General features: G+C 62.4%; 24 protein-coding genes, 3 tRNA genes and 1 other RNA gene. 12 read left to right on the plus strand and 16 right to left on the minus strand.

Features of this window, described 5'->3' with window-relative positions:
• Positions 1 to 406 (plus strand): IS5/IS1182 family transposase (locus tag Y703_RS0105940; protein WP_026551977.1); only part of this gene is annotated, 406 nt, incomplete at its 5' end.
• Between the two features lie 18 nt (positions 407 to 424).
• On the opposite strand, the gene ettA is transcribed toward Y703_RS0105940, so the two are convergent.
• From ettA to mptB, 5 genes are all read right to left on the minus strand, one after another.
• Positions 425 to 2107 (minus strand): energy-dependent translational throttle protein EttA, encoded by a 1683-nt coding sequence (gene ettA / locus Y703_RS0105945; RefSeq protein WP_026551978.1) that lies wholly within the window; start codon positions 2105 to 2107, stop codon positions 425 to 427.
• Positions 2108 to 2222: 115 nt separating this feature from the next.
• The gene (locus Y703_RS18260; protein ID WP_081743413.1) at positions 2223 to 2810 is read right to left on the minus strand and encodes a single-stranded DNA-binding protein; all 588 of its coding nucleotides are present in this window, start codon (positions 2808 to 2810) and stop codon (positions 2223 to 2225) included.
• A 247-nt stretch (positions 2811 to 3057) separates the two neighbouring features.
• Positions 3058 to 3133: transfer RNA gene (locus tag Y703_RS0105955), tRNA-Arg, on the minus strand.
• A gap of 117 nt (positions 3134 to 3250) precedes the next feature.
• Positions 3251 to 3661 carry a DUF3224 domain-containing protein gene (locus Y703_RS0105960; RefSeq protein ID WP_026551979.1) on the minus strand — a complete coding sequence of 137 codons (411 nt, stop codon included), beginning with the start codon at positions 3659 to 3661 and terminating at the stop codon, positions 3251 to 3253.
• Positions 3662 to 3716: 55 nt separating this feature from the next.
• Complete coding sequence (mptB, locus tag Y703_RS0105965; protein WP_026551980.1) at positions 3717 to 5246, minus strand: polyprenol phosphomannose-dependent alpha 1,6 mannosyltransferase MptB; 1530 nt, start codon at positions 5244 to 5246, stop codon at positions 3717 to 3719.
• 470 nt (positions 5247 to 5716) lie between these two features.
• Here mptB and orn point away from each other — a divergent pair, with 470 nt between their 5' ends.
• The 4 genes from orn to def all read left to right on the plus strand — a co-directional run bounded on the left by orn (position 5717) and on the right by def (position 8430).
• A complete protein-coding gene (orn, locus tag Y703_RS0105970) occupies positions 5717 to 6319 on the plus strand; it encodes an oligoribonuclease (protein ID WP_081743416.1) in 603 nt (200 codons plus the stop codon).
• A gap of 140 nt (positions 6320 to 6459) precedes the next feature.
• Positions 6460 to 6535, plus strand: a tRNA-His gene (locus Y703_RS0105975).
• Between the two features lie 115 nt (positions 6536 to 6650).
• A complete protein-coding gene (locus Y703_RS0105980; RefSeq protein WP_026551982.1) occupies positions 6651 to 7805 on the plus strand; it encodes an acyl-CoA dehydrogenase family protein in 1155 nt (384 codons plus the stop codon).
• Positions 7806 to 7857: 52 nt separating this feature from the next.
• Positions 7858 to 8430 (plus strand): peptide deformylase, encoded by a 573-nt coding sequence (def, locus tag Y703_RS0105985; RefSeq protein WP_026551983.1) that lies wholly within the window; start codon positions 7858 to 7860, stop codon positions 8428 to 8430.
• A 19-nt stretch (positions 8431 to 8449) separates the two neighbouring features.
• Here the strand turns inward: def and Y703_RS0105990 are convergent, their stop codons facing one another.
• A complete protein-coding gene (locus Y703_RS0105990) occupies positions 8450 to 9742 on the minus strand; it encodes an MFS transporter (protein WP_026551984.1) in 1293 nt (430 codons plus the stop codon).
• A gap of 113 nt (positions 9743 to 9855) precedes the next feature.
• Positions 9856 to 10263: RNase P RNA component class A (gene rnpB, locus Y703_RS20745), an RNA gene on the minus strand.
• Between the two features lie 42 nt (positions 10264 to 10305).
• On the opposite strand from rnpB, the gene Y703_RS0105995 reads away from it, so the two are divergent.
• Positions 10306 to 11070 carry a YaaA family protein gene (locus tag Y703_RS0105995; RefSeq protein ID WP_026551985.1) on the plus strand — a complete coding sequence of 255 codons (765 nt, stop codon included), beginning with the start codon at positions 10306 to 10308 and terminating at the stop codon, positions 11068 to 11070.
• A gap of 4 nt (positions 11071 to 11074) precedes the next feature.
• Here Y703_RS0105995 and Y703_RS0106000 read toward each other — a convergent pair whose 3' ends face one another.
• From Y703_RS0106000 to Y703_RS0106010, 3 genes are all read right to left on the minus strand, one after another.
• Positions 11075 to 12052 carry a reverse transcriptase-like protein gene (locus tag Y703_RS0106000; protein WP_051427347.1) on the minus strand — a complete coding sequence of 326 codons (978 nt, stop codon included), beginning with the start codon at positions 12050 to 12052 and terminating at the stop codon, positions 11075 to 11077.
• 4 nt (positions 12053 to 12056) lie between these two features.
• Positions 12057 to 12797, minus strand: a complete 741-nt coding sequence (locus Y703_RS0106005) for a zinc ribbon domain-containing protein (RefSeq protein WP_026551987.1) — start codon at positions 12795 to 12797, stop codon at positions 12057 to 12059.
• A gap of 111 nt (positions 12798 to 12908) precedes the next feature.
• Complete coding sequence (locus tag Y703_RS0106010; protein WP_026551988.1) at positions 12909 to 13808, minus strand: Nif3-like dinuclear metal center hexameric protein; 900 nt, start codon at positions 13806 to 13808, stop codon at positions 12909 to 12911.
• A gap of 110 nt (positions 13809 to 13918) precedes the next feature.
• Here Y703_RS0106010 and msrA point away from each other — a divergent pair, with 110 nt between their 5' ends.
• The 3 genes from msrA (at position 13919) to epsC (ending at position 16088) form a co-directional block, all read left to right on the plus strand.
• On the plus strand, positions 13919 to 14443 hold the full coding sequence (gene msrA, locus Y703_RS0106015; RefSeq protein ID WP_026551989.1) for a peptide-methionine (S)-S-oxide reductase MsrA: 525 nt from the start codon (positions 13919 to 13921) through the stop codon (positions 14441 to 14443).
• A gap of 97 nt (positions 14444 to 14540) precedes the next feature.
• Positions 14541 to 15476: a cysteine synthase A gene (gene cysK / locus Y703_RS0106020; protein ID WP_026551990.1), complete on the plus strand. Its 936-nt coding sequence runs from the start codon at positions 14541 to 14543 to the stop codon at positions 15474 to 15476.
• A gap of 24 nt (positions 15477 to 15500) precedes the next feature.
• Positions 15501 to 16088, plus strand: a complete 588-nt coding sequence (gene epsC / locus Y703_RS0106025) for a serine O-acetyltransferase EpsC (RefSeq protein WP_026551991.1) — start codon at positions 15501 to 15503, stop codon at positions 16086 to 16088.
• Between the two features lie 76 nt (positions 16089 to 16164).
• On the opposite strand, the gene gndA is transcribed toward epsC, so the two are convergent.
• Complete coding sequence (gene gndA / locus Y703_RS0106030) at positions 16165 to 17604, minus strand: NADP-dependent phosphogluconate dehydrogenase (protein WP_026551992.1); 1440 nt, start codon at positions 17602 to 17604, stop codon at positions 16165 to 16167.
• Between the two features lie 295 nt (positions 17605 to 17899).
• Between gndA and Y703_RS21950 the strand changes: the two genes are divergently transcribed.
• Positions 17900 to 18853 carry an acyltransferase gene (locus Y703_RS21950; RefSeq protein ID WP_343212877.1) on the plus strand — a complete coding sequence of 318 codons (954 nt, stop codon included), beginning with the start codon at positions 17900 to 17902 and terminating at the stop codon, positions 18851 to 18853.
• The gene (locus tag Y703_RS21955; protein WP_035764033.1) at positions 18817 to 19863 is read left to right on the plus strand and encodes an SGNH hydrolase domain-containing protein; all 1047 of its coding nucleotides are present in this window, start codon (positions 18817 to 18819) and stop codon (positions 19861 to 19863) included. Before Y703_RS21950 ends, Y703_RS21955 begins: the two co-directional genes overlap by 37 nt.
• A 1-nt stretch (position 19864) precedes the next feature.
• On the opposite strand, the gene Y703_RS0106040 is transcribed toward Y703_RS21955, so the two are convergent.
• The 5 genes from Y703_RS0106040 to Y703_RS0106060 form a co-directional block, all read right to left on the minus strand.
• Entirely contained in the window at positions 19865 to 20173 is a 309-nt protein-coding gene (locus Y703_RS0106040; protein WP_026551993.1) for a DUF732 domain-containing protein, read from the minus strand.
• Between the two features lie 157 nt (positions 20174 to 20330).
• A tRNA-Val gene (locus tag Y703_RS0106045) sits at positions 20331 to 20406 on the minus strand.
• An 85-nt stretch (positions 20407 to 20491) separates the two neighbouring features.
• Positions 20492 to 21433 (minus strand): NAD-dependent protein deacetylase, encoded by a 942-nt coding sequence (locus Y703_RS0106050; RefSeq protein ID WP_051427349.1) that lies wholly within the window; start codon positions 21431 to 21433, stop codon positions 20492 to 20494.
• Complete coding sequence (locus Y703_RS0106055) at positions 21430 to 21918, minus strand: peroxiredoxin (RefSeq protein ID WP_026551995.1); 489 nt, start codon at positions 21916 to 21918, stop codon at positions 21430 to 21432. Before Y703_RS0106055 ends, Y703_RS0106050 begins: the two co-directional genes overlap by 4 nt.
• A gap of 1 nt (position 21919) precedes the next feature.
• Positions 21920 to 22339, minus strand: coding sequence for a DUF3052 domain-containing protein (locus Y703_RS0106060; RefSeq protein ID WP_026551996.1), 420 nt, complete (start codon positions 22337 to 22339; stop codon positions 21920 to 21922).
• A 402-nt stretch (positions 22340 to 22741) separates the two neighbouring features.
• Here Y703_RS0106060 and aceE point away from each other — a divergent pair, with 402 nt between their 5' ends.
• On the plus strand, positions 22742 to 25480 hold the full coding sequence (gene aceE / locus Y703_RS0106065; protein ID WP_026551997.1) for a pyruvate dehydrogenase (acetyl-transferring), homodimeric type: 2739 nt from the start codon (positions 22742 to 22744) through the stop codon (positions 25478 to 25480).
• The last annotated feature ends 41 nt before the right edge of the window (positions 25481 to 25521 follow it).

Below are 25521 nucleotides of genomic sequence, written 5' to 3' on the forward strand. Positions count from 1 at the left end.
CCAGGGCGGGGACTCACCAATGTTTCCGCTCTTGCTCGATGCGTTGCACGTCCCGCGGATAGGCAAAGGCAGGGCTCGGACCAGGCCGGACCGGGCGTTGGGAGATAAGGCGTATTCTTCCAAAGCTAACCGGAACCTCCTGCGTTCCCGCGGGATCCAGGCGGTCATCCCGGAACGCTCCGACCAGCAAGCGAACCGTAAACGCCGCGGCCGCAGTGGTGGAAGACCCGTCGGTCTCGACAGGGAAGCCTACAAACGGCGCAACGTTGTTGAACGTTCCTTCAACACCTTCAAACAATGGCGCGGTCTGGCCACCCGGTACGACAAACTCGCCCTCACCTACCGCGGAGGAGTCGTACTCCGAGCCATCACTATTTGGCTCAAAGAATTAGGAGACACGCCCTAGGTGGCTGCCGAACTGCGTCTAGTCGCGGGTGAGGCGGCGGTGCGTGACGCGGTGAGGTTTTGCGGCGTCGGCGCCAAGGCGCTCCACCTTGTTCTCCTCGTAGGACTCAAAGTTACCTTCGAACCAGTACCACTTGTCGGGGTTCTCTTCAGTTCCCTCGTAGGCGAGGATATGCGTTACCACCCGATCGAGGAACCACCTGTCGTGCGAGACCACCACGGCGCAGCCGGGGAATTCCAGCAGCGCGTTCTCCAGGCTGGATAGCGTTTCGACGTCGAGGTCGTTGGTCGGTTCGTCGAGGAGCAGAAGATTTCCGCCCTGTTTGAGCGTCAACGCCAGGTTTAGCCGGTTACGCTCACCACCGGAAAGGACCCCTGCACGCTTCTGCTGGTCCGGACCCTTGAAACCGAAGGCCGACACATAGGCACGTGACGGCATTTCGACCTGCCCCACCTGGATGAAGTCGTGTCCGTTGGAAACAACCTCCCAGAGTGTCTTGTCGGGGTCAATGCCGCCGCGTGACTGGTCGACGTAGGAGATCTTGACCGAATCGCCGATGGTCAGCTTGCCGCCGTCGATAGGCTCGAGCCCCACGATGGTCTTGAACAAGGTGGTCTTACCGACACCGTTGGGCCCGATCACTCCGACGATGCCGTTGCGGGGCAGTGAGAAGGACAGCCCGTCGATCAGGACGCGGTCGTCGTAGCCCTTGCGCAGATCGGTTGCCTCGATGACCTGGTTACCCAGGCGTGGGCCAGGAGGGATCTGGATGTCTTCAAAGTCGAGCTTCTTGGTGCGCTCGGCTTCCGACGCCATTTCCTCGTACCGGGCAAGCCTGGCCTTGGACTTGGTCTGGCGGCCCTTGGCGTTGGAACGGACCCATTCGAGTTCCTCGGTAAGGCGCTTGGACTGCTTGGCGTCCTTCTTGCCCTGCACCTCGAGCCGGGCACGCTTCTTCTCCAGGTACGTGGAGTAGTTCCCTTCGTAGGGGTACAGGTGGCCACGGTCCACTTCAGCGATCCACTGTGCAACGTGGTCGAGGAAATACCTGTCGTGGGTGACGGCCAGGACAGCGCCGGCGTAGCTCTTGAGATGCTGTTCGAGCCACAGCACGCTCTCGGCGTCAAGGTGGTTAGTGGGCTCATCGAGGAGCAGCAGGTCAGGCTTCTGCAGGAGCAGCTTGCAGAGCGCAACGCGGCGCCGTTCGCCACCGGAGAGGATAGTGACATCAGTTTCCGGTGGCGGGCAGCGCAGGGCGTCCATTGCCTGTTCCAGCTGGGAGTCGAGATCCCAGGCGTCAGCCGCGTCGATGGCCTCCTGCAGTTTTCCCATCTCTTCGAGCAGGGTGTCGAAGTCAGCGTCGGGGTTGGCCATCTCTTCGGAGATCTCGTTGAACCGCTGGATCTTGCCGTAGATTTCTCCGACTCCTTCCTGCACATTGCCCAGGACGGTCTTTTCCTCGTTCAGCGGTGGTTCCTGCAGCAGAATACCCACCGAGTATCCCGCGCTGAGCTTCGCTTCGCCGTTTGAGGGGGTATCCAGGCCAGCCATAATCTTCAGGATGGTTGACTTGCCCGAGCCGTTGGGCCCCACGACGCCAATCTTCGCGCCGGGGTAGAAGGACATGCTGACGTCGTCGAGGATTACTTTGTCGCCGACTGCCTTGCGTGCCTTGGTCATTGTGTAGATAAATTCCGCCATGACTCAAGGCTAGTCGGTGCACCCGGCTATCTCCCATTTGTGTGCGCTGCCTCCCGTCCCGACCGATATCATCTCCCGGCACAGGCCCCCGCCTCTACGCAACTGGACCTCGATCCTAGAACGGCACTTCAGTGAGTTGGCGTCCGGGGTCCTTGGAATCGGGGCTGCTACCGGATGGATCGCCGGCATTGTCCTGATTGCCGGAGTCGTTCGGGGCCACTGAATCCTGGCCCGGGTCATTGAGGATTTCCCCAGTCGACTGGTCCACGTGGGGATAGGTCACATCAGAGGCCTGTACGTCTGGCGGATCGCCCGCAGTTGACGTTTCGCCTCCGGCGCGGTCGGCGCTGGTACGGTGAAAATGGGCGGTCCCCCACATGAGGTCGTGTCCGACGGTCTCGGCGTCGATGTCGACAGAGGTGCCGGTCCGTCCGTCCTCACGGATCCACGGCCGGACCCGGAGCCGTCCGGTCACCACCACCTTGTCCCCCTTCTTGATGCTCACGCCGGCGTTGGTGGCGAGCTGGCGGAACATGGAGACTGCGTACCAATTGGTCTGGCCATCAGTCCAGGAATTGGTGTTCCGGTCAAACCGGCGTTCGGTCGAGCACATGCGAAAACTGGCGTAGGCAAGGCCACTCTCGGCGACACCGGACCTGGTATCGGTGGCCACATAGCCTCGGACGGTGATGTTGTCGCTCATCAGACTCCCCTTCAGCGGAAACTGGGTGCGCTGGCGGGCTTGCCAGCACACTCAGCTTCACCGTTTGCCGGCGCCACGTGGCGTGGTGGGCCCGGTATGTGGACAAGCTGAGGAACTGTTCGGGTGTGCAGGCAGAGTCAGCGTCAGGCAGAGTGAGCGCCGTCGGATCAGCCCGGGCAGCGCAATTTGGCGGCCCACTTCCGGTCCGATGCCAGCGTCTTTCCAGCTGATCAGTGAGGTGATGCTGTGGTGCCCCCGGCGCGATTCGAACGCGCGACCAACGGATTAGAAGGCCGTTGCTCTATCCACTGAGCTACGGGGGCGACTTTTCTAGGTTACTACGCCGCTCGACGTCGTCATGACGGTGTGCTCCCCCAGTTTCACTGGGGCAACCTGGACTTCGCTGGCGCAACTATGTCATTCGTGGGAGCAGGAGCGCGCTACGCGCCGAATGTCACCTTAAGCTCGAGGTGGTGCTGCCCTGCTGGGTCCTGGGTATACACAGCCTTGCCCGAAATGCCCACCAACCCCTCTGTCCCCGATCCGGGGATGATGTGGCCGGAACTGGCCGCGGCAGTCCCCTCGGCGATGCCCCAGTGCTGCACAATCATGGTGCCCACCCGTCCGTCAACGGACCCGGTGAAAACCTCCGAGGCAACGTAGCCGGCACCATAGTCGTTGCCGGCCATCAACAGCTCCGCTGAACTGGTTCCTGCAAGGTCCCCGCTGAAGACTTTCGTGGCCCTGACCCTCGATAATTCGCTGGAGGACCCGGGCACTAAATAGGGTTCCGGGCTCCAGTCAGAGATCTCGAAATCGCCGCTGATGATGTGTTCTGTGGGGTCCGTCATCCACCCAGTATCGCCGGTTCAGGCCGAGAAAGCATGTTTGAGCCCGGTTTGTGGGTCAGCGCCGCCCACCGATTATGGGCTCCGCGTAGCGTTTGCGGAAAAGAATTTTGGTCTTCGGATCGAGGAAAACCAGATACATCGCGAAGCCCAGCGCAACCACCGCTGCCATCTGACGCGCAAACGTCAGGCTCAGTTCGAAGTACGGGAAAATATCCAGCTGATCAGAGATTGCATAGATCATGAAGAAGGACACGATGAAGTAGAGCGCCTTGACCTGCCAGTCGTTGCGGATGCCGGTTACGGCGAACAGAGGGATCAACCACACGACATACCAGGATTGAATCATCGGCGCCAGGAAAACGATTGACGCGAACGCGAGGGCAAGCCGGCGCACCAGCCTGCTGTGCTCACCCGCGAACATGAGCCAGGCGATGATTGCCAGTGCCGCGAGTCGGCCGATCAGGTAGACCCCATCGGCGAACGACTGGCCATCAAGGCCCAGCGCTTCGGCAAGGATCCTTACCACCAACCCCAGGAACCCAATGGGCGCGTACCAGATCCAGACGCTGCCGGGGGTACTCAGGGCACCTACCCACCCGAATCCGAATCCGTTGATGAATCCCATCAGCCACAGGAGGCCAAAAGAGATACCGGCGGTAAAGGCCCAGTAGAGGAACTTCCTGCCCCAACTTGCACCCTTCCCCGCCCACATCAACCCCATAAAGGGAAGGAAAATCAGCGTGATGGGTTTGATCGCAATAGACAGGGTCACAATCACTATGGCGCGCAGCGGTTTCTGGGTTGCCGCCAGGTAAAGGCCCCAGAGTGCTAGGCCGATCATCAGCGCGTCATTGTGAATGCTGGCAATGAAATTGATCAGGAACAGCGGGTTGGCAGCGGTGAGCCACAGCGCCCGGTTGGGATTGATACCGTGCACTTCCGCGAGCTTTGGTACGTAGTAGACGCACAGTGCGACACCGACGATGGCTACCAGTCTGAACAGCAGTATCGAAAAGTCAGGCTGACCACCCGTCACGCCGACCACCAGGGCTTCGATCCAGAGGAACACCGGACCGTACGGGGTGGGACTTTGGGCCCACAGATCGTCGGCGCCGATCTGCAGGTAGTTCGAGATCTGGGAGTAGCCGTCAACGTATGGGTTCAGACCCGACACCACTACCTGACCCTGCGCAATATAAGCAAACACATCCCTGCTGAAGAGCGGGAGGGCGAGGCACATGGGTGCGCCCCAGGCAATGACTGCCCGGAGAATGACCGGCCTGGACTCGGGCCCCCACCCGTGCAGACGCTGCCCCAGTCGCAACCAGGATCGGACCAGGAGCATACCCCCCAGTGCCAGGATCAAGACTGACAGTACTGCGCCGGCGGGCTCGAACCGCATCCACATAATAATGGGAACCCTGCGCAGCTCAACTGACGCGAGCGACAGCCACCCCACACCGTACGAACCGATCATCATCAACAAGGAGCCGATGAATCCCTGAATGACTGCCACATTCGGTCGGCCAGCCAATGCTGTGTCCGTCCGGGGCTGCGAGGCGTCCGCTGGCACCTGGGCAGTCATGTGTGGTTATCCAATCCTCGGTCGAACAGTACATAGTTGAATTATTGAACTGCTGTGTCTGAACCGGCGTCGGGGCGAGGCAGACTGGCAAGATTTTAGCATCGACAACTGGTACCGGCCGGTTAGCCGCGCTCCGACAACGCGACCGGAGCGCGGTTAGCAAGGCCTGCACGTGGCATCACCAGTATTCCTTGCGATTTGGTGGTTGATGGCTTTGGGGCGCCACAGTGCGGAACCTGTCAAGCGACAGAAACCCGCCGACGAACTTCTTGCGTGGGGTGTTTTTCTGTCGGCGGCCTGTTTCGGAACTCCGCACCGACCGGCAGTTGCCGACTCGGCGGGCACATCCCAGCGGCGAAGCCACGGTGCCGGAGCGTTCACGGGTGCTGTGGAGCAGCGCTCCGATGGTCGCCAGTGGAGCCGCTCACGCGCCTGACCCCCCTGCACACCCAACACGGTACATTGGGGAGGTGCCGATATCTAATGAACACATTGTCTGGATCGACTGCGAAATGACGGGGCTCGACCTCGACTCTGACGCACTCATCGAAGTAGCAGTCCTCGTGACCGACTCCGAGTTGAACATTCTGGGAGAAGGGGTCGACGTCGTCATCAGACCCGATGACTCAGCACTCGCGCAGATGGGCGATTTTGTGCGAGACATGCACACGACGTCGGGACTGCTCACCGAGCTACCCCAGGGCATCAGCATGGCCGAGGCCGAGGCTGAGGTACTGAAGTACATCACCGAGTGGGTGCCCGAACCCCGCAAGGCGCAGTTGGGCGGCAACTCGGTGGGTACCGACCGGTCGTTCCTTGCGCGTGATATGCCCGCCGTGATCGAGCATCTGCACTACCGGGTGATCGATGTGTCGACCATCAAGGAGCTCGCCCGCCGGTGGTTCACCCGGGCGTACTTCCAGTCACCGGCCAAGAGTGGCGGGCACCGGGCACTGGGCGATATCCGTGACTCAATTCGTGAGCTGCGTTACTACCGGGAATCCGTTTTCGTGCCGAGCCCGGGGCCCGATTCAGCAACAAGCAAGGCAATTGCCGGGTCCCTGGCCGAGTAGCGCCAGCGCTCCTGCCACCGGCTCACCCGCCGGTGGCAGAGGCACCCGAAAAATTGTGTAGACTTGTCTGCGCTGCCTTTTGTAGGTGGCAACTCAGCCGGAAACATCCAGCGGGTTGCCATTGTGGCCGAAGGCGCATGGTGGGTATAGCTCAGTTGGCAGAGCGCCTGGTTGTGGTCCAGGAGGTCGCGGGTTCAAGCCCCGTTACTCACCCCATGTAGGTCGAAAGCTGACCTCGGAAGGCCGCTCCTGAATCACTTCGGGGGCGGCCTTACCTGTAGGACCCAAGCCGGCGTCGGCCGGCGTTGACCCACCGTGGAGGTTGGACCAGATGGAACGCACAGTGTTTGAAGAAGACCACCTGCTGTTCCGCGAGGTCGCGGCCGAGTTCACTTCCCGGGAGGTAGCCCCCCACTACGCGACCTGGGATCAGGACCACCTCATGCCACGGACCCTGTGGACCGCTGCTGGCGAGCAGGGGCTGCTGGGGCTGGCCGTTCCGGAGGAGTTCGGCGGAGCCGGAATGCCCGATTACCGGTTCCGTGCGGTCATGGATGAGGAATTTGCGAAAACTAACCACCTTGCAGTGGCACTTGCGTTTCACCTGCACGACGACATGGTGCTCCCCCACCTCCTGGCTTATGCTTCGGATGACCTCAAGGCCCGCTGGCTTCCCGCCATGGTGACCGGCGAACGCGTGACCAGCGTGGCCTGGACCGAACCGGGCGCCGGAAGTGACCTCCGCGGTATTCGCACCAAGGCCGTGCGAGACGGTGACGACTGGCTGATCTCAGGACAGAAGACCTTCATCGGCAACGGCATCAGCGGAGACGCGTCGCTGGTGATGGCCAGGACCGATGGCAGCACCGGCAGAGGTTCCGCCGACTCCTTTTCCCTCTTCATGGTCGAAAAAGGGAAGGGGTACACCACGGGAAAACAGCTGGATAAGATGGGCCTCAAGGCTTCCGACACTGCCGAACTGTTCTTCGACGAGGTGCGGGTCAGCGGGGACAACCTCGTCGGGGAGCTGGGCCACGGGCTCCGCTACGCTGCCGAGCAGCTGCCGCAGGGTCGTCTGGCGATCGCTGTTGCTGCCTCAGCAGTGTCGCGGGCCAGCTACGAGGCCACCGTCACCTACACCAGGGAACGCAACGCCTTCGGTGAGCGAGTTATCGACTTCCAGAACACCCGTTTCCAGCTGGCCGACATCCTCACCGAAGTCGAGGTCACCGAAACCTACGTCGACCAGGCAATGCTCGCCTTCAACTCGGGCACCCTCGATGCCGCCAGCGCCGCCCGGGTGAAGCTGTGGGCGAGCGAGCGAGCAACGTCAATCACCGATCGCTGCCTGCAGCTCCACGGCGGGTACGGGTACATCCTCGAATACCCGGTTGCCCAGGCGTTCCTGGCCACCCGGTTGCTCACCATTTTCGGCGGGACCAGCGAGATCATGCGCGACGTCGTTGGCCGCCACATCGCCGGCTAACGCCGGGGAGTCGCCACCCGCCCCACCGTTCACCCCTCCCAGGAAAGCCCCAATGACAGTTCACCCAGTCACCATTACCGGTGAGCCAGTACTGCACCGACGCGCCGCCGTCGTCACCGACTTTGACGACACGCTGCGCGCCCTCATCGCCGACATGTTCGAGACGATGGACGAGGCCAACGGGGTGGGCCTTGCGGCGCCGCAGATTGGCGTGGGTCAACGACTTTTTGTGTACGGCATGGTGAACGACGACGACGTGCCGCCGCGCGGGGTGCTGGTCAACCCGTCGCTGGTGACCACAAAAATCTCTGGGGCCGAGCCCGATCCGGACGAGGAGTCAGAGGGCTGCCTCTCAGTTCCCGGGGAGTCTTTCCCGCTTAAGCGCGCGGAATGGGTCAAGGTCACGGGCTTTGACGGCTTCGGCGAACGGCGTGAATTTGTCGCGACCGGGTGGTTTGCCCGCTGTATGCAGCATGAGTACGACCACCTTGAAGGCAAGCTGTACGTGGATCGGCTGGTCGAACCCTACGCGCGTGCCGCCCGGAAAGCGGTCAAAAAGAATGTCTGGGGCGTGCCTGGTCTGACCTGGATGCCCGGCGTGGACCCGGACCCGTTCGGCCACTAGCCCCTCCCCGGGTTCCAATCTACCGGCGCTGAGCGCTCCAGGGGACTGACTCTGGCTCCTGCTCCGGTTCGAGGTCTTCAAGACGCTTCACGTGCCGAAGCGGACCGAAGATCGCCACCAGAGGCGCCCCAACTGCGAGAAGGACGCCGATCAGGGCTGCTGTTCTGATCCCTACCAGCTCCGCGAGGACGCCGCCGAGGATACTTGCCACGCCCAGCATCCCCCAGCTGACCATCCGGGAGGCCGCGCCGAGCCTGCCCATCATGGTCGGGGGACACACGCGCTGCCTGAACGCCGCCCCGACAACTATGTTCCAGGCAATACAGACGCCCATCACGAACATGCCGAGCACTCCCCAGAGCATTCCGTAGCCCGGGGTCATGACCAATAGGGAGGCGTACCCCAGCACTCCGGGGACCATGGCGTAGCGCCAGAGCGGTCCGGACCCAACCCGCTCGGTGGCACGTTTGACGGTGATGCCGCCCAGCGCTCCCCCAACCGATGCTGCCGCCATGAGCACGCCGAGCCAGATTTCGGATTCGTTGAGGGTCCGAAGGACAAGTAGCACCAGCAGCGAGGCGACCATGCTGCCACCGAGGTTCCACAGAGCCGCGTTGAACAGGATCGCCCGCAGCGGGCCCGTACTGAAGGTGTAGCGCAGGCCGTCCTTCATCTCACTGAAAATCCTGCGTTCGCCCTGATGCGGCTCCGCTTCCTTCAGCTTCAGCGACGAGATGGCGAAGAGCGAGCCAAACGACGTCGCAATCTGCACCAGCAAAGAGTTGGACGCACCGACAGCAACCGTGAGCCAGCCGGCGATTCCCCGCCCCGCAGCGTCAGCCGACGCCGACGATGCGGTCATGAGGCCGTTACCTTCGACCAGCTCGTCTTTCGAGACCGCCTGCGGAATCAGCGCTTGGTCAGCGAGGGTGAAGAACACGGCCGACAATCCGACAAGGAAGGAGACCGCGAATAACTGCGTCACCGACAGGACGCCGAGCCAGAATGTGAGCGGGAGGCTTGCGAGAACGAGGATCCGGGCAATCAGCGACCAGATGATCACCGGCTTGCGCGGCCACCGATCCACCCAGACTCCCACGGGCAGGCCGAGCAGCAGCCAGGGAAGGAACGTCATTCCCGCAAGCGCCGCAACAGCGAAGTCGCTGGCCTGCAGTTCGATCACTGCGATGACCGGGAAAGCGATTGAGGTGACTGCAGTTCCCAGCACTCCGATAGTGCTGGAAAGCCACAGCGCCCGGAAGTTGCTATTGCGCACCAGGAGCGACTTTTGCGGCGCCACTGTGTCGGTCATTGGGACAGCGTAGCCGAGCCACAACCCGTCACGGACCAGATTGGAGATTCGGAGTGAACTTCATTCTGGGGTCTTGACCAACGGGTGGGGCGCCCTGATAATCGCCGTTGTGAGGGATGGGTTGACCGATACGCCGGGTTCTGTCCTCCCCCGCCGTCGCCAGCGGGAGAGTGGCGGCCATCCATCTACGGACGCCGTTGCCGACGCCCTCCAGCGGCCTACCCGGACACTCAGGCGAGCAGCCTTCAAGTGCGCCCTGTCTGGCCTTGCTCCGGGTGGGGTTTACCGAGCCGCGCCGGTCACCCGGCGCGCTGGTGGTCTCTTACACCACCTTTTCACCCTTACTGCGCCACTCATTGCTGTGCGACGCAGCGGTCTATTTTCTGTGGCACTGTCCTGCGGGTTACCCCGAGTGGGCGTTACCCACCACCCTGCTCTGCGGAGCCCGGACGTTCCTCGGTGAACCGACGTCGATGCACGAGGCACCTCGGTCTGTTCAACGCGACCGCCTGGTCAACCCATCCGCAGTCGATTCTACCCAGGTGGTTGGGTAAAGTGGTGCGGTGCTGATTTTGCTGCCCCCATCCGAAGGTAAATCGCCAGCCGTGAAGGGCGCGGCCGTAGATCTTGGGTCGTTGCAGTTCCCCGAACTCACGGCTGCCCGCCACACAGTGCTGGAGTCGTTGGCCGCCGCAAGCACCGGTCCTGACGCGCACAGCATCCTCGGGGTGGGCCAGTCTCTGGGCGCCGAAGTGCTCCGGAACACCACACTCCTTGACCAACCGGCAGCACCCGCCTACAGGATCTATTCGGGTGTGCTGTACGACGCGCTGGGCTACCGCACGCTGACGCCCGTGCAGCGCCGGAAAGCCCAGGAGTCCGTGGTGGTGGTCTCGGCGCTCTGGGGCGCCCTGGGGTTCGCTGACGCCATCCCTGCCTACCGGCTGTCGATGTCCGTGTCCCTGCCGGACACCGGGACGCTGGCATCGTTCTGGAAGCAACGACTGGCCGGTCCGCTCGGCGACCGGTCCGGCGACTCACTGGTGGTCGACTGCCGGTCCAGCACCTACGGGGCGGCCTGGGCGGGAGTCCCCGAACGGACAGTGGCGGTGAATGTTCTGCAGGAGCGGGGCGGAAAACGCACTGTGGTGTCACATTCGGCCAAACACACGCGAGGGCTACTGGCGCGGCACCTGCTGACCCGGCGCTCCAGCCAGCCCAGTACCCCTGCTCAGCTCCTCAAGGCCACGCGTGAACAGTGGCCAGCCGAGCTCACCCCCGCGACGTCCCGTAAACCGGCCCAGCTCAGCATCATCCTGCAAGGCTGAGTTTCTAGGTGGCGTTGGCCGGTCCATCCCAGTCTGCTACCAGCTCCACTTCGAACCCGGCTCCGTTTTCGAGGTAGGCCGCATAACTCTGCGGACCTCCAGCGTGCGGATAAGCGTCGGCGAACATCGTAGTCCACCCGTGACTGGTGGCACGACGTGCCAGCAGATCCACCTCAGCCGGGGTGCCCGCCTGGAAGGCCAGGTGATTGAGCCCAGGCCGACGTCGTTCGTGGGGCTTGTCGGTCACGTCGGGTCCTGATTCAATCACCAGGTACAGTCCGTCGGCGCCGGCGAAACTGGCACCGTCCGGCCAGGATTCCATGGGAGTGAAGCCGAGCTGCCGCAGCAACCACCCCAGGGAGTCGGTGGCTTCCTGCAGGTCCAGTACCCACAGCTCGATATGGTGTAGACGACCGGATGGCTGCCTGACAGCCTCCGGTGCGCTCTCCTCTGCGTCGGCCGCCGACTCACTGCCTGCTGCCGAGGCTAACGTGCGGGGCACCCAGGGGGTGCCAGCCATCCCAGCGTCCATCGCCTCGTTGGAGAGGCGGTCGGCGTCCTTATTAATCTCCCGGGGTATCCACTGGTATGTCACCCGCCGCGGATCCAGCACAGCGCGGGCTTTCGTGGCGAGGGCGCGCATGTCGGCGTGCTTGATCTTCCAGCGCCCCTCCATCTGCTCAACCACTAACTTGGAGTCCATTTTCACCAGGATGCGGCAGGTGGGGTCCAGCTCATTGGCTAGCTCAAGACCGGCGACGAGGCCTGAATACTCTGCGACATTGTTGGAGGCCTTCCCCAGGTAGGAGGCCTTTTCAACAAGGATCGCTCCCGATTCGGGATCACGCACCAGGGCTCCGTATCCAGCGTGGCCGGGATTACCCCTGGACCCGCCGTCGGCCTCGACGATCAGGAGCCGTGGGCTTGCCGTCCTGGTTGTTGTCTCGTCGGAGTCGTCGAAAAGGGTTTGTTCAGCGGGCACCGGCTCAGTTGCCCCACTCGGCGGAGCGCACCAGGATCGCGCCCGAGTCTGGGCAGAATACGATGTCGTCCTCGGCGGCTTTGCGAAGGTCGGCCAGGTCGCCGGGGCTCATTTGCATCCCAGAGCCCTCCGAAGTGCCGTGGAACAGCCGGGCAGCACCGACGCCACGACGGGCAAGGGTCTTCTCATACAGTGCTAGCAGCCCAGCGTCGAAAGTTGCCGCGAGTTCGCCACGCTGCGCCTGCACTGTGCCGGCTTCAGTGTCGATGGTGGCCAGCTCGGCATCGCGGGAGGCTTCGATGGCTGAGAGACGCTCCTGGGCATCCTCCTTCAGCTGCTGGGCAGCCTGGTTGGCTTCGCGGGCCGTTTCGACCCGTTCCATAATGTCCAGTTCAACGTCTTCAAGATCCGAGCGGCGCTTGGTCAGCGACACGACCTCGCTCTGCAGCGCGGTGAGGTCCTTGGGGCTCCCGGTGCCGCTGTCGAGGCGTTTCTGGTCCCGCTCAAGACGGCTGACCACTGACTGCACGTCATCCTCGGAACGGGTCAGTTCACGCTCCAAATCCAGGAGGGCAGTTTGAGTGTGCACCAGAGCGCTGTCGGTGCCGTCAAGCTGAGACCCGAGCTCAGCAATGGCCGGGTTGGCCCGCGCCGTGGCTGCCTGCCGCCGGAGCTGGTTCAACCGCGAGTCCAGCGCCTGTAGTTCCAACAGCCGAAGCTGCTCTGCCGGTGGTGCTTTTGCCACAGTAAAACCTCCGCAGTTGCCGATGAGCCGTCCATCTACCCTATGGCACGCCGCAGGCTCCGGTCACCGTCTGCGCAGCGTCACCGAACTTCCGGGTGCGGCGTGGGCAGCCTAGTCAGTGCCGGCAGTGAGGACAAAATCCCAGGGGTCTGAATTGACCGTGCTGACACGGGTCTGAGCGGTAAAACCCTGGTCAGCAAGCACATTGTCCAGGGCGGCTGCCGCAGGAGTCAGCCACAGCCATTCGCTCCCGAAGTGCGATACATCGATCAGATACGGCCGGTTGTTCTCGGCCGCTTCACGCGCCTCCGACACCGGGTGATGACGCAGGTCGGCGGTCACATAGACGTCGGCACGACTCTCCCGCACCTTCTCGAAGAGACTGTCACCGGCACCGCCGCAGACGGCTACCCTGCTGACCAGCCCGTCACGATCACCGGCAACTCGCACCCCACCGGCTACCGCTGGCAGGATTGAGAACACCACCCCGGCGAAATCACCGAGGGTCGTCGCCTCGCTCAGGTCTCCCACCCGGCCGATTCCCTCCTCGGGCAACCCATCGGCTGACGTGGACAACGGTTCCACATTTTCCAGCCCAAAAGCATCTGCGAGCACGTCTGACACGCCGCCGACGGCGCTGTCCCCGTTCGTATGCACAGTTGCTAGGGCGCAGCCGCCCTCGATCAACCGGTGCACTGCATCGCCCTTGAAGTGGCTCGCCGCTACCGAGTTCACCGGCTTCATCATCAGCGGATGGTGCACAATCAGCAGGTCTGCGCCCCATTCAAGTGCATCAGTGATGACCTCGCGGGTCGGGTCGACGGCAAAGAGGATCTTTGCGGCGCTGCTGTCCGGGCGTCCCACCACCAGTCCCACTGCGTCCCAGCTTTCGGCGAGAGATTCCGGCCACAGCTCCTCGATCGCCAGCATCACGTCGCCCACAGTGGGAGTTGTGGCGCCCTGCTCGGAGTGCTCGGACGGTAGCCCGGTCGTCTGATGGTCAGATTCCATAGCACTAGTTGTACCCCGCAAGAGCTGCTTGACCCAATTTTGGCTATCCCATTTGTCGTGGCATGCGCACTTCCGGGAATCTTCTGGATCGGCAGCGCATTGATATAGGCATGATGACATTAGTGCTTGGCGGAGGCTGCTTCTGGTGCCTCGACGCCCTCTACCAAAAAACCCGCGGCGTCACCGACGTTATCTCTGGCTATACGGGTGGTCACACACCGGACCCTGACTATGACTCCGTCTGCACCGGAACCACTGGGCACGCCGAAGTAGTTGCAGTGACCTTCGATGAGTCAATCATCCCCCCAGAGGTGATCCTCGACATGTTTTTCGTGTCCCACGACCCGACAACACTGAACCGTCAGGGTTACGACGTCGGCACCCAGTACCGGTCCTCGATGTTCTACCAGGACACCGAACAGAAAGAATTGTTCGAGCGTGCCATTGAGCGGAACCAGGAGAGCTGGTCCAATCCGGTGGTCACCGAGGTCAGCCGGCTCCCCCGCTTCCACCCCGCCGAGGAGTGGCACAACAACTTCTATGCCAAACATCCGGAGCAGGGCTACTGCCAGGTGATCATCAACCCCAAGCTCGCCAAAGCACGGAAGTATTACGCTCAGTGGCTGATCGAGTAACGTACCCGCCCCAGCACACCCAGTTCGCTAGGCTGAATCCCAGCGTGCACCGGAGAATCCGGCGGGCAAATCCGACCTCTACCCTAGGCAGGTACCAATGGCAAAGATTTACGACGACGTCACCCAGCTCGTAGGACGCACCCCTCTGGTGCGGCTCAACCGGCTCACCGAAGGCCTTGACGCCCAGGTGGCAGTCAAACTCGAGTTCTATAACCCGGCGAACAGTGTTAAAGACCGGATCGGTGTGGCAATCATTGACGCCGCCGAGAAAGCCGGGGCGCTGAAGCCGGGTGGCACCATCGTTGAGGGCACCTCAGGTAATACCGGCATCTCTCTCGCCATGGTGGGTGCTGCACGCGGCTACCGGGTCCTGTTGACTATGCCCGAGACCATGTCCACTGAACGCCGGGTCATGCTGCGGGCCTACGGCGCAGAGATCGTGTTGACCCCCGGTTCCGAGGGCATGCGCGGCGCCGTCGACAAGGCCAAGGACATTGTGGCGACCACCGAGAACGCCATCTGGGCCCAGCAATTCGCCAACGAAGCGAACCCTGCCATCCACCGCGCAACCACCGCCGAAGAGGTCTGGGAAGACACTGATGGCGCCGTCGACATTTTTGTGGCAGGGGTCGGCACCGGCGGAACCATCACCGGCGTCGGCCAGGTTCTCAAAAAGCGCAAGCCAGGGGTTCAGATAGTTGCTGTTGAACCGGCCGATTCGCCGATCCTCAACGGCGGCGCCCCTGGCCCCCACAAGATTCAGGGGCTGGGCGCCAACTTTGTCCCCGAGATCCTTGACCGGGAGGCCTACGACGAGGTTATTGACGCCTCGGTGGAGGATTCGGTCCGCGTTGCCCGTGCCCTGGGAACCCAGGAAGGGATCCTGGGCGGCATCTCCTCCGGTGCGATTGTCTGGGCGGCGTTGGAGCTGGCCAAGCGACCAGAGAACGCGGGTAAGCTCATTGTGGCGATCGTCTGCGACTTCGGTGAGCGGTACATCTCAACTATCCTTTTTGACGACATCAGGGGCTAACACCCTCCGAACAGAAAGTAGTCTGTGAGTTTTCTAGCGCGACTGCAGGAGGATCTTCAGACGGCCCGGGAGCACGATCCGGCCGCACGGGGCTCCTTTGAAAATGGACTGGTCTATTCAGGCCTGCACGCGATCTGGGTGCATCGTCTCACGCACCGGATGTGGGCCAGGCCCGGTCTCAGGTTCCCGGCCCGGCTGCTCGCGCAGCTCGCCCGGGCGATGACCGGGATTGAAATCCACCCGGCAGCGACCATCGGTCGACGGTTCTTTATTGACCATGGTATGGGAGTGGTCATCGGTGGCACCGCTGAGATCGGCGACGACGTGATGTTGTATCAGGGGGTCACGTTGGGCGGTAGGTCACTCGAAAAGGTCAAGCGGCACCCGACCATCGGTGACCGGGTCACGATCGGCGCAGGAGCGAAGGTGCTTGGTCCGATCACCATCGGTGCTGGCAGCGCCATCGGCGCCAACGCTGTGGTAGTCAAGGACACGCCACCAGATTCGATCGCCACGGGCATTCCCGCAACCTTCAGGCACCGCGATTCCTCGCGGGAGACACTTCCCGCAGTGGATCCGGCTGAGTACATCGATCCGGCGATCTACATCTAGGTTCCGCTTCACCTATTCCATCGCAAAACGGCCAATGGCCCGGGCAATATGCCCGGGCCATTGGCCGTTTACTGAGCTAGTGAGTGTCGACAGCCTGGATTTCGGACCTGTCCTCGCCCCACAGGGTGTGGAACGTACCGTCGGTGTCGACCCGGTGGTAGGTGTGGGCGCCGAACAGGTCCCTCAGCCCCTGGGTCAGCGCTGCGGGCAACCGACGACGGCGGAGCCCGTCGTAGTAGGCCAGCGACGCCGAGAAGACCGGCACCGGGATGCCGAGCTGAACGGCGGTGGAGACAACCCGACGCCACGCCGGAAGCGCTCCGGCAATCGATTCGGCGAAGGCCGGGGCAAGCAGCAGGTTGGCGGGCTGGCCGTCGGCGGTTGCGTAGGCCTTCATGATGTCATCCAGCAACTCGGCGCGGATGATGCAGCCGGCCCGCCACAGCGACGCAATCTCATCGAGCTTGAGCTCCCAGCCGTATTCCTTGGCGGCGGCCGTGAGCATGTCGATGCCCTGTGCGTAGCTGACCAGCTTCGAAGCGTACAACGCCAACCGAACGTCTTCCACGAAGGTGTCGGGAAGCTCGACGGTTCCCTCGTGGCCGGCGAGAATCTCCTGGGCTTCGGCGCGCTGGTCGCGCTGCGACGACAAGCCGCGGGCGAACACAGACTCGGCAATACCCGACGTCGGGCTTCCTAGCTCAAGCGCCGAAACGACTGTCCAGCGGCCGGTGCCCTTCTGCCCTGCCGAGTCAACGACGACGTCGATAAATGGCTTGCCGGTCTTTGCATCGGTATGGGCAAGGACTTCCGCTGTGATCTCAATCAGGAATGAGGAGAGCGTTCCGGTGTTCCACTCGGTGAAGATGGTGGCCTGTTCGGCCGGCTCGATGCCCGCTCCGGACCGGAGCAGGTCGTAGGCCTCACCGATCACCTGCATATCGGCGTACTCGATACCGTTGTGGACCATTTTCACAAAATGGCCTGCGCCGTCGGTGCCGATCCAGTTGCAGCAGGGCTCGCCGTTGTACTTGGCGGAGATCTTCTCCAGCATGGGGCCGAGCGAATCGTAGGACTCACGAGAGCCGCCGGGCATAATCGAGGGGCCGAGCAGTGCGCCCTCTTCGCCGCCGGAAACGCCGACCCCGACAAAGTGCAGGCCCTTGGTCGCCAGGTCGGCTTCGCGCCGTCGGGTGTCCTCGTAGTGGGAGTTGCCGGCGTCGATGATGATGTCACCCTTTTCGAGCAACGGCTCCAGCTGGCCGATGACAGAGTCCACCGGCCCACCGGCCTTGACCATGATCAGCACCCGGCGTGGGGTTTCCAGGGACTCCACCAGTTCCTGAAGGGACTCGGTGCGGATGAAGTCGCCCTCGTGGCCGTGCTTCGCCAACAGGACGTCGGTCTTCTCAATCGAACGGTTATGCAGCGCTACCGTGTATCCGTTGCGGGCAAGGTTACGGGCCAAGTTTGCGCCCATGACCGCTAGGCCTGTGACACCAATCTGTGCACTCATGAAGTCTCCAATACTGGGTCGGTGCCCCCGCTCGGGGAGCCGATGCTCTGTGGTTTGAGCGCTCTGCGCCACTAGATACTCTTGTCACCCTATTACCGCCGGTAGCCCACTGGCCAGACGGCGTCGAACCATGAAGGCGAAGCAGGCCGCCGTTGACGGCTTCGCAGGGCGTCCCCCGGAATCGTTAGATCGTTGCTGAATTGATGGATTAGGTCGAGACGGAACCACGAGAGGACCTGTCATTTCGCCCCAAACCCTGCGGCAGTCGGCGCCGTTCCGGCCGGATATCCAAGGCCTGCGGGCTGTAGCGGTAGGGGCGGTGGTCCTCTATCACGCGGGCCTGCCGGTGGTACCCGGAGGCTATGTTGGCGTCGACATTTTCTTCGTCATTTCCGGCTTCCTGATCACCGGGCAGCTCATCTCCATGCTTCAGTCACGCGGCCGGATCCCTTTCGGAGAGTTTTATGCCAAACGGATCAGGCGAATCCTCCCGGCGTCGTTCGCGGTGCTCGCACTGACCACTGTGGCATCCCTGCTCGTTCTCCCGCCGTCTACCCGGCCGGGCGCCCTGCAGGATGCCATTGCCACAGCGCTCTATGTTCCCAACGTCTTGTTTGCGGCTCAGGGGGCGGATTACCTGGCTGAAACAGCGCCGTCGCCTTTCCAGCACTATTGGTCGCTGGGCATCGAGGAGCAGTTCTACCTCTTCGGGCCGCTAATTCTTTTGCTGGGCTTCATCATGGTCCGGAAATCCATCAAACGCCTTTTCTGGGTGGTGCTGGCGATAGTCGTTGTGTCCTTAGCCCTGTGCGTTATTCTGACCAGTGATTCCCAGCCCGCGGCGTTCTTCCTGCTCCCGACTCGCGCCTGGGAACTGGGCGTCGGGGCCCTTGCAGCGTTCGCATTACATGCCCGGCTGATTCACCTCAGCGGCAGGGGTGCCGCCGTCGGCTCCTGGGTCGGTGTGGCAGGAATCGCCGTCGCCCTGGTGGTCCTCAATTCCGGCACTGTGTTCCCGGGCTGGTCGGCGCTCCTCCCGGTCCTGTCGACTGCAGCAATCATCGTGTGCGGCGGCAGTCAGCCCGCTGGTGGCGCTGGCGACCTGCTGAGCCGGCGCCCGCTGCAGAAAATTGGTGCCTGGTCCTACTCGATCTATCTGGTGCACTGGCCGTTGCTGGTGATCCCGCAGGCTGCACTCGGCTACGAGAACCCGTGCCGCTGTCCGTCACCCTCGCCCTGGGTGCGCTGAGCGTTCCGCTGGCCGTCCTGCTGTACAAGCACGTGGAAAGTCGATTCAGGCATCCGCCAGCGGGGGGGCAGCTGCGGTCGCGGCGGGTGATCGCCGTGGCTGCCCTTGCCTCATTGGTATTTGTCGGCAGCGCTGCAGGGCTCAGTGCTGTGCAGAGCAGCACCCCCATCGCTTCCTCCCGTGACGCTGCGTCGCAGCCGCTGCAGGTGTCCCCAGCAGGATCGGCTTTCGTTCCGGCCAACCTGACACCTACGCTCCGCGATGCACCGGATAGCATTCCGGCCACCTACGACGACGGCTGTCACGCCGACTTCGGCGAAACTGAAGTTCGGGCGGGCTGTGTCTACGGTGACGAGGACGGTGAGCTGGATATCGTGTTGTTCGGGGACTCCCACGCCGCCCAGTGGTTCCCCGCGGTCGAGGCCTATGCCGCCAACAAGTCGTATCGCGTGCACAACCTGACGAAGTCCAGTTGTCCGTCGGTGGATATTGAGATCCTTCACGAGCAAACACCGTATTCTGAATGCGAACAGTGGCGGCAAAGCGCAATGGATTACATCGCCGAACTGGACCCCGAACTGGTCCTGCTCAGCAACTACGCAGAGGTTGCTCCCGCCGACACCTCGGCGGCGCTGCTCTACCAGTGGGAGGCGGGGCTGCGTTCCACCCTCTCCGCCTTGCCCGAGACGTCGCAGGCACTGGTGCTCGCCGACACTCCACGGCACGATGCGTCTCCGCTGGCCTGCCTGTCCCGGCACACTGAGGACGCCAACACCTGTAATCTGCCCAGGCCAGAGGGTCTCGACGAGGACGTCATCGCGGCGGAGAAACGGGCCGCTTCGGTACGCGGTAACTCATCGTTCGTCGATCTCAACAGCTACCTTTGCACGGACACTTGCCCGTCAATTATCGGCGACATGTTGGTGTATCGGGATGAACACCACATCACCACAGCATTAAGTCTGACGCTCACCGAGCCGCTGGGTGATGAACTCGACAAGGTCCGGTAATCTAGGCGGCCTTCGGGCACAGGTGTTCTGCTGCCAGGGCCTGGGTGATCCGAATCCGTTCGACTGTTTCATCGGTCAGGTTCTCTGCCGGGTCACGTGCTCCGAGCTCGTCCAGGTCAGCGCCGGCTGCCAGCTCGGCGCAGACCTGGAAGCCGGTGGCAATCAGCTGCTCGTCCTTCGAGTAGGCGGAATCCGGGGCGGCGTTGCGCAGCTCTGTCAGGAATCGTTCCTGGGACAGTTGGCCACTTTCGGCTCCCCCGTTGTCAGGTGAACAACCAACCAGCCCAACGATCAGGCACACCAGTGCCACGCCGGCAGCACAATTCGATCCTCTGCAATTCATCGCTCGGTTGCCCCGACCCATCTACGTTGTCTGGAAGTTCTGTGGTGGCTGGAAATTAGACTCGCCTGGAAATGAAAAACCCCTCAGTATCATGCACTATTGCTTGATACTGAGGGGTTTTCGGTGGTGGGTCCTACCGGGATCGAACCGATGACATCCACGGTGTAAACGTGGCGCTCTACCAGCTGAGCTAAAGACCCAAACGTGTTGGTGGCGCTCCACTGACCGGCCAACCAACGAAAAATTACTCTACTGGCATTCCAGATTGAATGCCAAATCGGGACGCTACTGCGGCTCCGGGAGATCGGGTAAGGATTCGGAGAGGAAGGTCAGCGCCTCCGACACCCCGAGATCCACCAGGAGAGTCGCCAGCTCATCCCCCCGGGTAGTGCCACGGTTGATGATCACCACCGGCTTGCCAGCCTTCGCCGCATGCCTCACGAAACGCAGACCGCTCATGACGGTCAGCGAGGATCCAGCCACCAGCAAAGCATCCCCTGTGTCCACCATCTGATAGGCGTCGGCGACACGATCATTTGGCACGTTTTCACCGAAGTACACAAAATCCGGCTTCAGCATGCCGCCGCAATTGGGGCAGGGCGCCATGACAAAATCACCTGTGTCATCGACGTCGGCGTCGGCGTCGGGTGCCACATCGCCCGCATCTGACTCCCGTTCCAGATAGCCGGGATTGAGCCCCTCCAGCAAAACCGCGATGTCGGAGCGGCTGTAGCGCCGCTGGCATTGCAAGCACACCACACGGTCGTAGGTGCCGTGCAGATCGATTACGTCGACGCTACCGGCTGCCGAGTGGAGCCGGTCAACGTTCTGGGTGATCAGTCCAGAGAGCATTCCGCGGGCTTCAAGTGCGGCAAGCGCCCGGTGCCCGGGATTGGGGTCGGCGTGCCGCAGGTGGTGCCAGCCCACGTGGTTGCGTGCCCAGTAGCGGCGTCGCAGCAGCTCATCCCCGACGAACTGCTGGTACGTCATGGGGTTCCGGGGAACCGATTGGGGCCCTCGGTAGTCGGGAATTCCCGAATCGGTGCTCAACCCGGCACCAGTGAGGACTGCTAGCCGGCGCCCGCTCAGTAGTGCGAGAGTCTCCTGCAGGATCTCACGCTGTTCTACCGTCAACGGGTTGCCGGCTTTCACGGGCTCCCCACTGGGGAATCCGGTCAGGCCGAGACCGGGAGGAATTGCCTCGGCGCCGGAAGGATCGGCTGTCATCGGGGGAGGCGCTGAGGGGTTGCGGCGAGGGATGTCAGTGCTGTTCGATAGTCGTCGAGGCGACGCGGCTCCCCCAGCGCTGTTTTCAGTGTTGCCACGATGACCCCAGCCGGGTCGATCAGGAAGGTTGCCCGCTCGCCATAGCCGCGGGACGGGTCAAAGGCACCGTAGCGGGCCGCGACGTCCCCGTGGGGCCAGAAATCGGCGAGTAGATCGAACGTAAACCCCTGGTCCTGGGCGTAGGCGCGCAGGGCGTACTTCGAGTCAACCGAGACGGCGAGCAGACGAACGCCGTCGTCGTCGAACATTGCCATATTGTCGCGCAACTCGCACAGTTCGCCGGTACAGACTCCAGAGAACGCAAACGGGTAAAATACCAGCGCAACTGGCGTCCCACGGATCCCACTTAGACGAACCGTTTCGCCAAACTGGTTGGAGAGTTCAAACTCAGGCGCCAGCTCGCCGATTACCGGGAGCCCGGCCATGTCAGCTCTTCCGCCGGCTAACCAATCGGGTGGCTGCCCAGTCCTTGGACACTCCGGCCGACGACGTCGCGTGCAGCCCGGCCGTTGGCGCAGCTTCCTGGATCAGCGACGGAGCAACATAGCCATCGCGGCCGGATTTGGGGGTCAGGAGCCACACGGTGCCACCCTCGTCGAGGCAGATCAGGGAGTCGACGAGCGCGTCCACCAGGTCGCCGTCCTCGCTCCGCCACCACAGGAGCACACCGTCAACCACATCCTGGTCCTCCTCGGTGAGCAATTCCGATCCGGTTTCGTCTTCGAGGTTGGCGCGGAAATCGAAATCCACATCCCCGTCGTATCCGAGTTCCTGCAGCAGGTCCCCGTTCTTGAAACCCAACTTGCCCGCCACGGTGTCCGCTGTGGCGGCTTCGGCCTCGCTCACTGTTTTCCTCCCGAAAGACTGTGGCCCATCCAATGGACGGTTCCACTCGTTACTTTGATATGCATTATTACCAGCCAACACCCTTTAACGCCATGCATCAAGCCAGCGCAGAGTGTTGCCGATCGAACTGCCTGCGTAGCTCCACCCTATAGCTGCGCAGACCCCGCTGATTTCGTGAGGCCAGCACGCACTGCCAACAGTTTTGGCCCTGCCGAGAGCTGAATGCTGACTCCTGCTAGGTCCCGGCTACGCATCCCCGGCGCGTCGCGGCTAGAGTAACTAAGTGATCCGTCACAATCCATACCATCTTGGATTGTGGCTACAGACAGGCTTCGGAGCACTGTTCCGTTGCGGAAGTTTTAAGCATCGTAGACATCATCTGCGGAGTGGGAGAGGTTTGGCGTGGCTGAAGAGCAGGGTGGACCGGAGATTCTAAGCAGTTTGGCCGGCGGCACGGACGGTGATCCGGAGGAAACAGCCGAGTGGATGGAATCGCTTGATGACCTGATCCGGGTCCAGGGCACCGAACGGGCCCAATTCATCATGCGGTCACTGTTGCAGCGTGCTGGCGCGCGAAGTGTCGGCGTGCCGATGGTGACAACCACCGACTACGTGAACACCATTCCGGCGGATCAGGAACCTGACTTCCCCGGTGACGAGGAAATCGAACGGAAGTTCCGCGCCTGGATGCGCTGGAACGCAGCGGTGATGGTGCACCGCGCCCAGCGACCCGAAATCGGGGTCGGCGGTCACATTTCCACCTACGCCGGCGCCGCCACGCTCTACGAAGTCGGGTTCAACCACTTCTTCCGCGGCAAGGACCACCCCGGTGGTGGCGACCAGGTGTTTTTCCAGGGACACGCCTCCCCCGGCATGTATGCCAGGGCGTTCCTCGAGGGTCGACTCAGCGAGGACGATCTCGATGGATTCCGCCAGGAGAAGTCGAAGGAGGGCCATGCGCTCTCCTCCTACCCGCACCCGCGTCTGATGCCCGAGTTCTGGGAATTCCCCACTGTCTCCATGGGCATCGGCCCAATGAACGCCATCTACCAGGCCCAGTCCAACAGGTACCTCCACAACCGTGGAATCAAGGACACCTCGGACCAGCAGGTGTGGGCGTTCCTCGGCGACGGCGAAATGGACGAGCCAGAGTCACGCGGACTGCTGCAGCTCGCAGCCAACGAACGCCTGGACAACCTGAACTTCGTCATCAACTGCAACCTGCAGCGTCTCGACGGCCCGGTGCGCGGCAACGGCAAGATCATGCAGGAACTCGAGGCCTTCTTCAGGGGCGCCGGCTGGAACGTGATCAAGGTGGTCTGGGGCCGTGAGTGGGATGAACTGTTGGACAAGGACGAGGACGGTTCCCTCGTCGGGATCATGAACTCCACCCCCGACGGCGACTACCAAACCTATAAGGCGGAGTCCGGTGGGTTCGTCCGCGAGCACTTCTTCGGCAAGACACCCCAGACCAAGGAAATGGTCGCTGACTTCAGTGACGACAAGGTCTGGAAGCTCAAGCGTGGTGGACATGACTACCGCAAGGTCTTTGCCGCCTACAAGGCAGCCACTGAATTTACGGGTAAGCCGACTGTGATCCTGGCCAAAACTGTCAAGGGTTACGGACTGGGGCCCCACTTCGAGGGACGCAACGCGACCCACCAGATGAAGAAGCTGACGTCAGAGGATCTGAAGGCGTTCAGGGATCACCTGCGCATCCCCGTCACCGATGAGCAGATCGACGACGACCTGTACAACGCGCCGTACTACCACCCGGGTGCTGACGCCCCCGAAATCAAGTACCTGCTCGAACGCCGCAAGGCGCTGGGCGGGTTTGTTCCGGAGCGCCGTAACAAACACACCGAGATCACCCTTCCCGGGGACAAGGCCTACGAGGTGGCCAAGCGCGGCTCCGGCAAGCAGCAGGCTGCGACCACCATGGCCTTTGTCAGGCTGCTGAAAGACCTGATGAGGGACAAGGAATTCGGCAACCGCGTGGTGCCGATCATCCCCGATGAGGCGCGCACCTTCGGAATGGACTCCTTCTTCCCGACGGCCAAGATCTACAACCCGAATGGGCAGAACTACCTCTCGGTGGACCGGGACCTCGTCCTGGCCTACAAGGAGTCCACCAAAGGCCAGATCCTGCACGCTGGCATCAACGAGGCCGGTTCGGTAGCTGCGTTCACCGCTGCCGGCACTTCCTACGCCACCCATGGCGAACCGTTGATCCCGGTATACGTGTTTTATTCGATGTTCGGATTCCAGCGCACCGGAGACTCCTACTGGGCGGCCGCTGACCAGATGACCCGCGGGTTCATCATCGGTGCCACTGCCGGCCGCACAACGCTGACCGGCGAGGGCCTGCAGCACGCTGACGGGCATTCCCCTCTGCTGGCGTCGACCAACCCAGCTGTGGTCACCTACGACCCGGCGTACGGCTACGAAATCGGCCACATCATGCGCGACGGCCTGCACCGGATGTACGGAGAAGGCTCCGATGACCGCAACCTGATGTACTACATCACCGTCTACAACGAGCCGATTCTGCAGCCGAAAGAGCCTGAAGAGCTCGACGTCGAGGGCGTTCTCAAGGGCATCTATCTGCTGTCGCCAGCCAAGATTGACGGACCGCGGGCCCAGCTGCTTGCCTCGGGCGTTTCGGTTCCGTGGGCACTCGACGCCCAGCGGATCCTCGCTGAAGACTGGGCGGTTTCGGCTGATGTGTGGTCGGTAACGTCCTGGACCGAACTGCGTCGGGACGGATTGGCGGCCGAGGAAGACGCATTCCTCAACCCATCAGACGATGCACGGGTTCCCTTTATTACCCAGCAGCTCGAAGGCGCCACCGGGCCGATCGTTGCAGTCACCGACTACATGAAGGCTGTACCGGACCAGGTTCGGCAGTTCCTGCCCAACGAGTTCGCCACCCTGGGCGCAGACGGCTTCGGCTTCTCGGATACCCGCGCGGCAGCCCGGCGGTTCTTCAAGATCGACAGTCACTCAGTTGTGGTGCGGGCACTTGAGATGCTCGCGCGGCGCGGCGAAGTGGATGCTGGAGCGCCGGCAGAAGCAATCGATAAGTACAAGCTGCTTGACGTGAACGCTGGCACCACCGGTAACACCGGCGGGGACAACTAGCACCCACTACCTCAGCTCGCCCTCACTAGAAACTGCCCTGG

The sequence above is a fragment of the Arthrobacter sp. H20 genome (genome assembly GCF_000520515.1).
GTDB lineage: Bacteria > Actinomycetota > Actinomycetes > Actinomycetales > Micrococcaceae > Arthrobacter_D.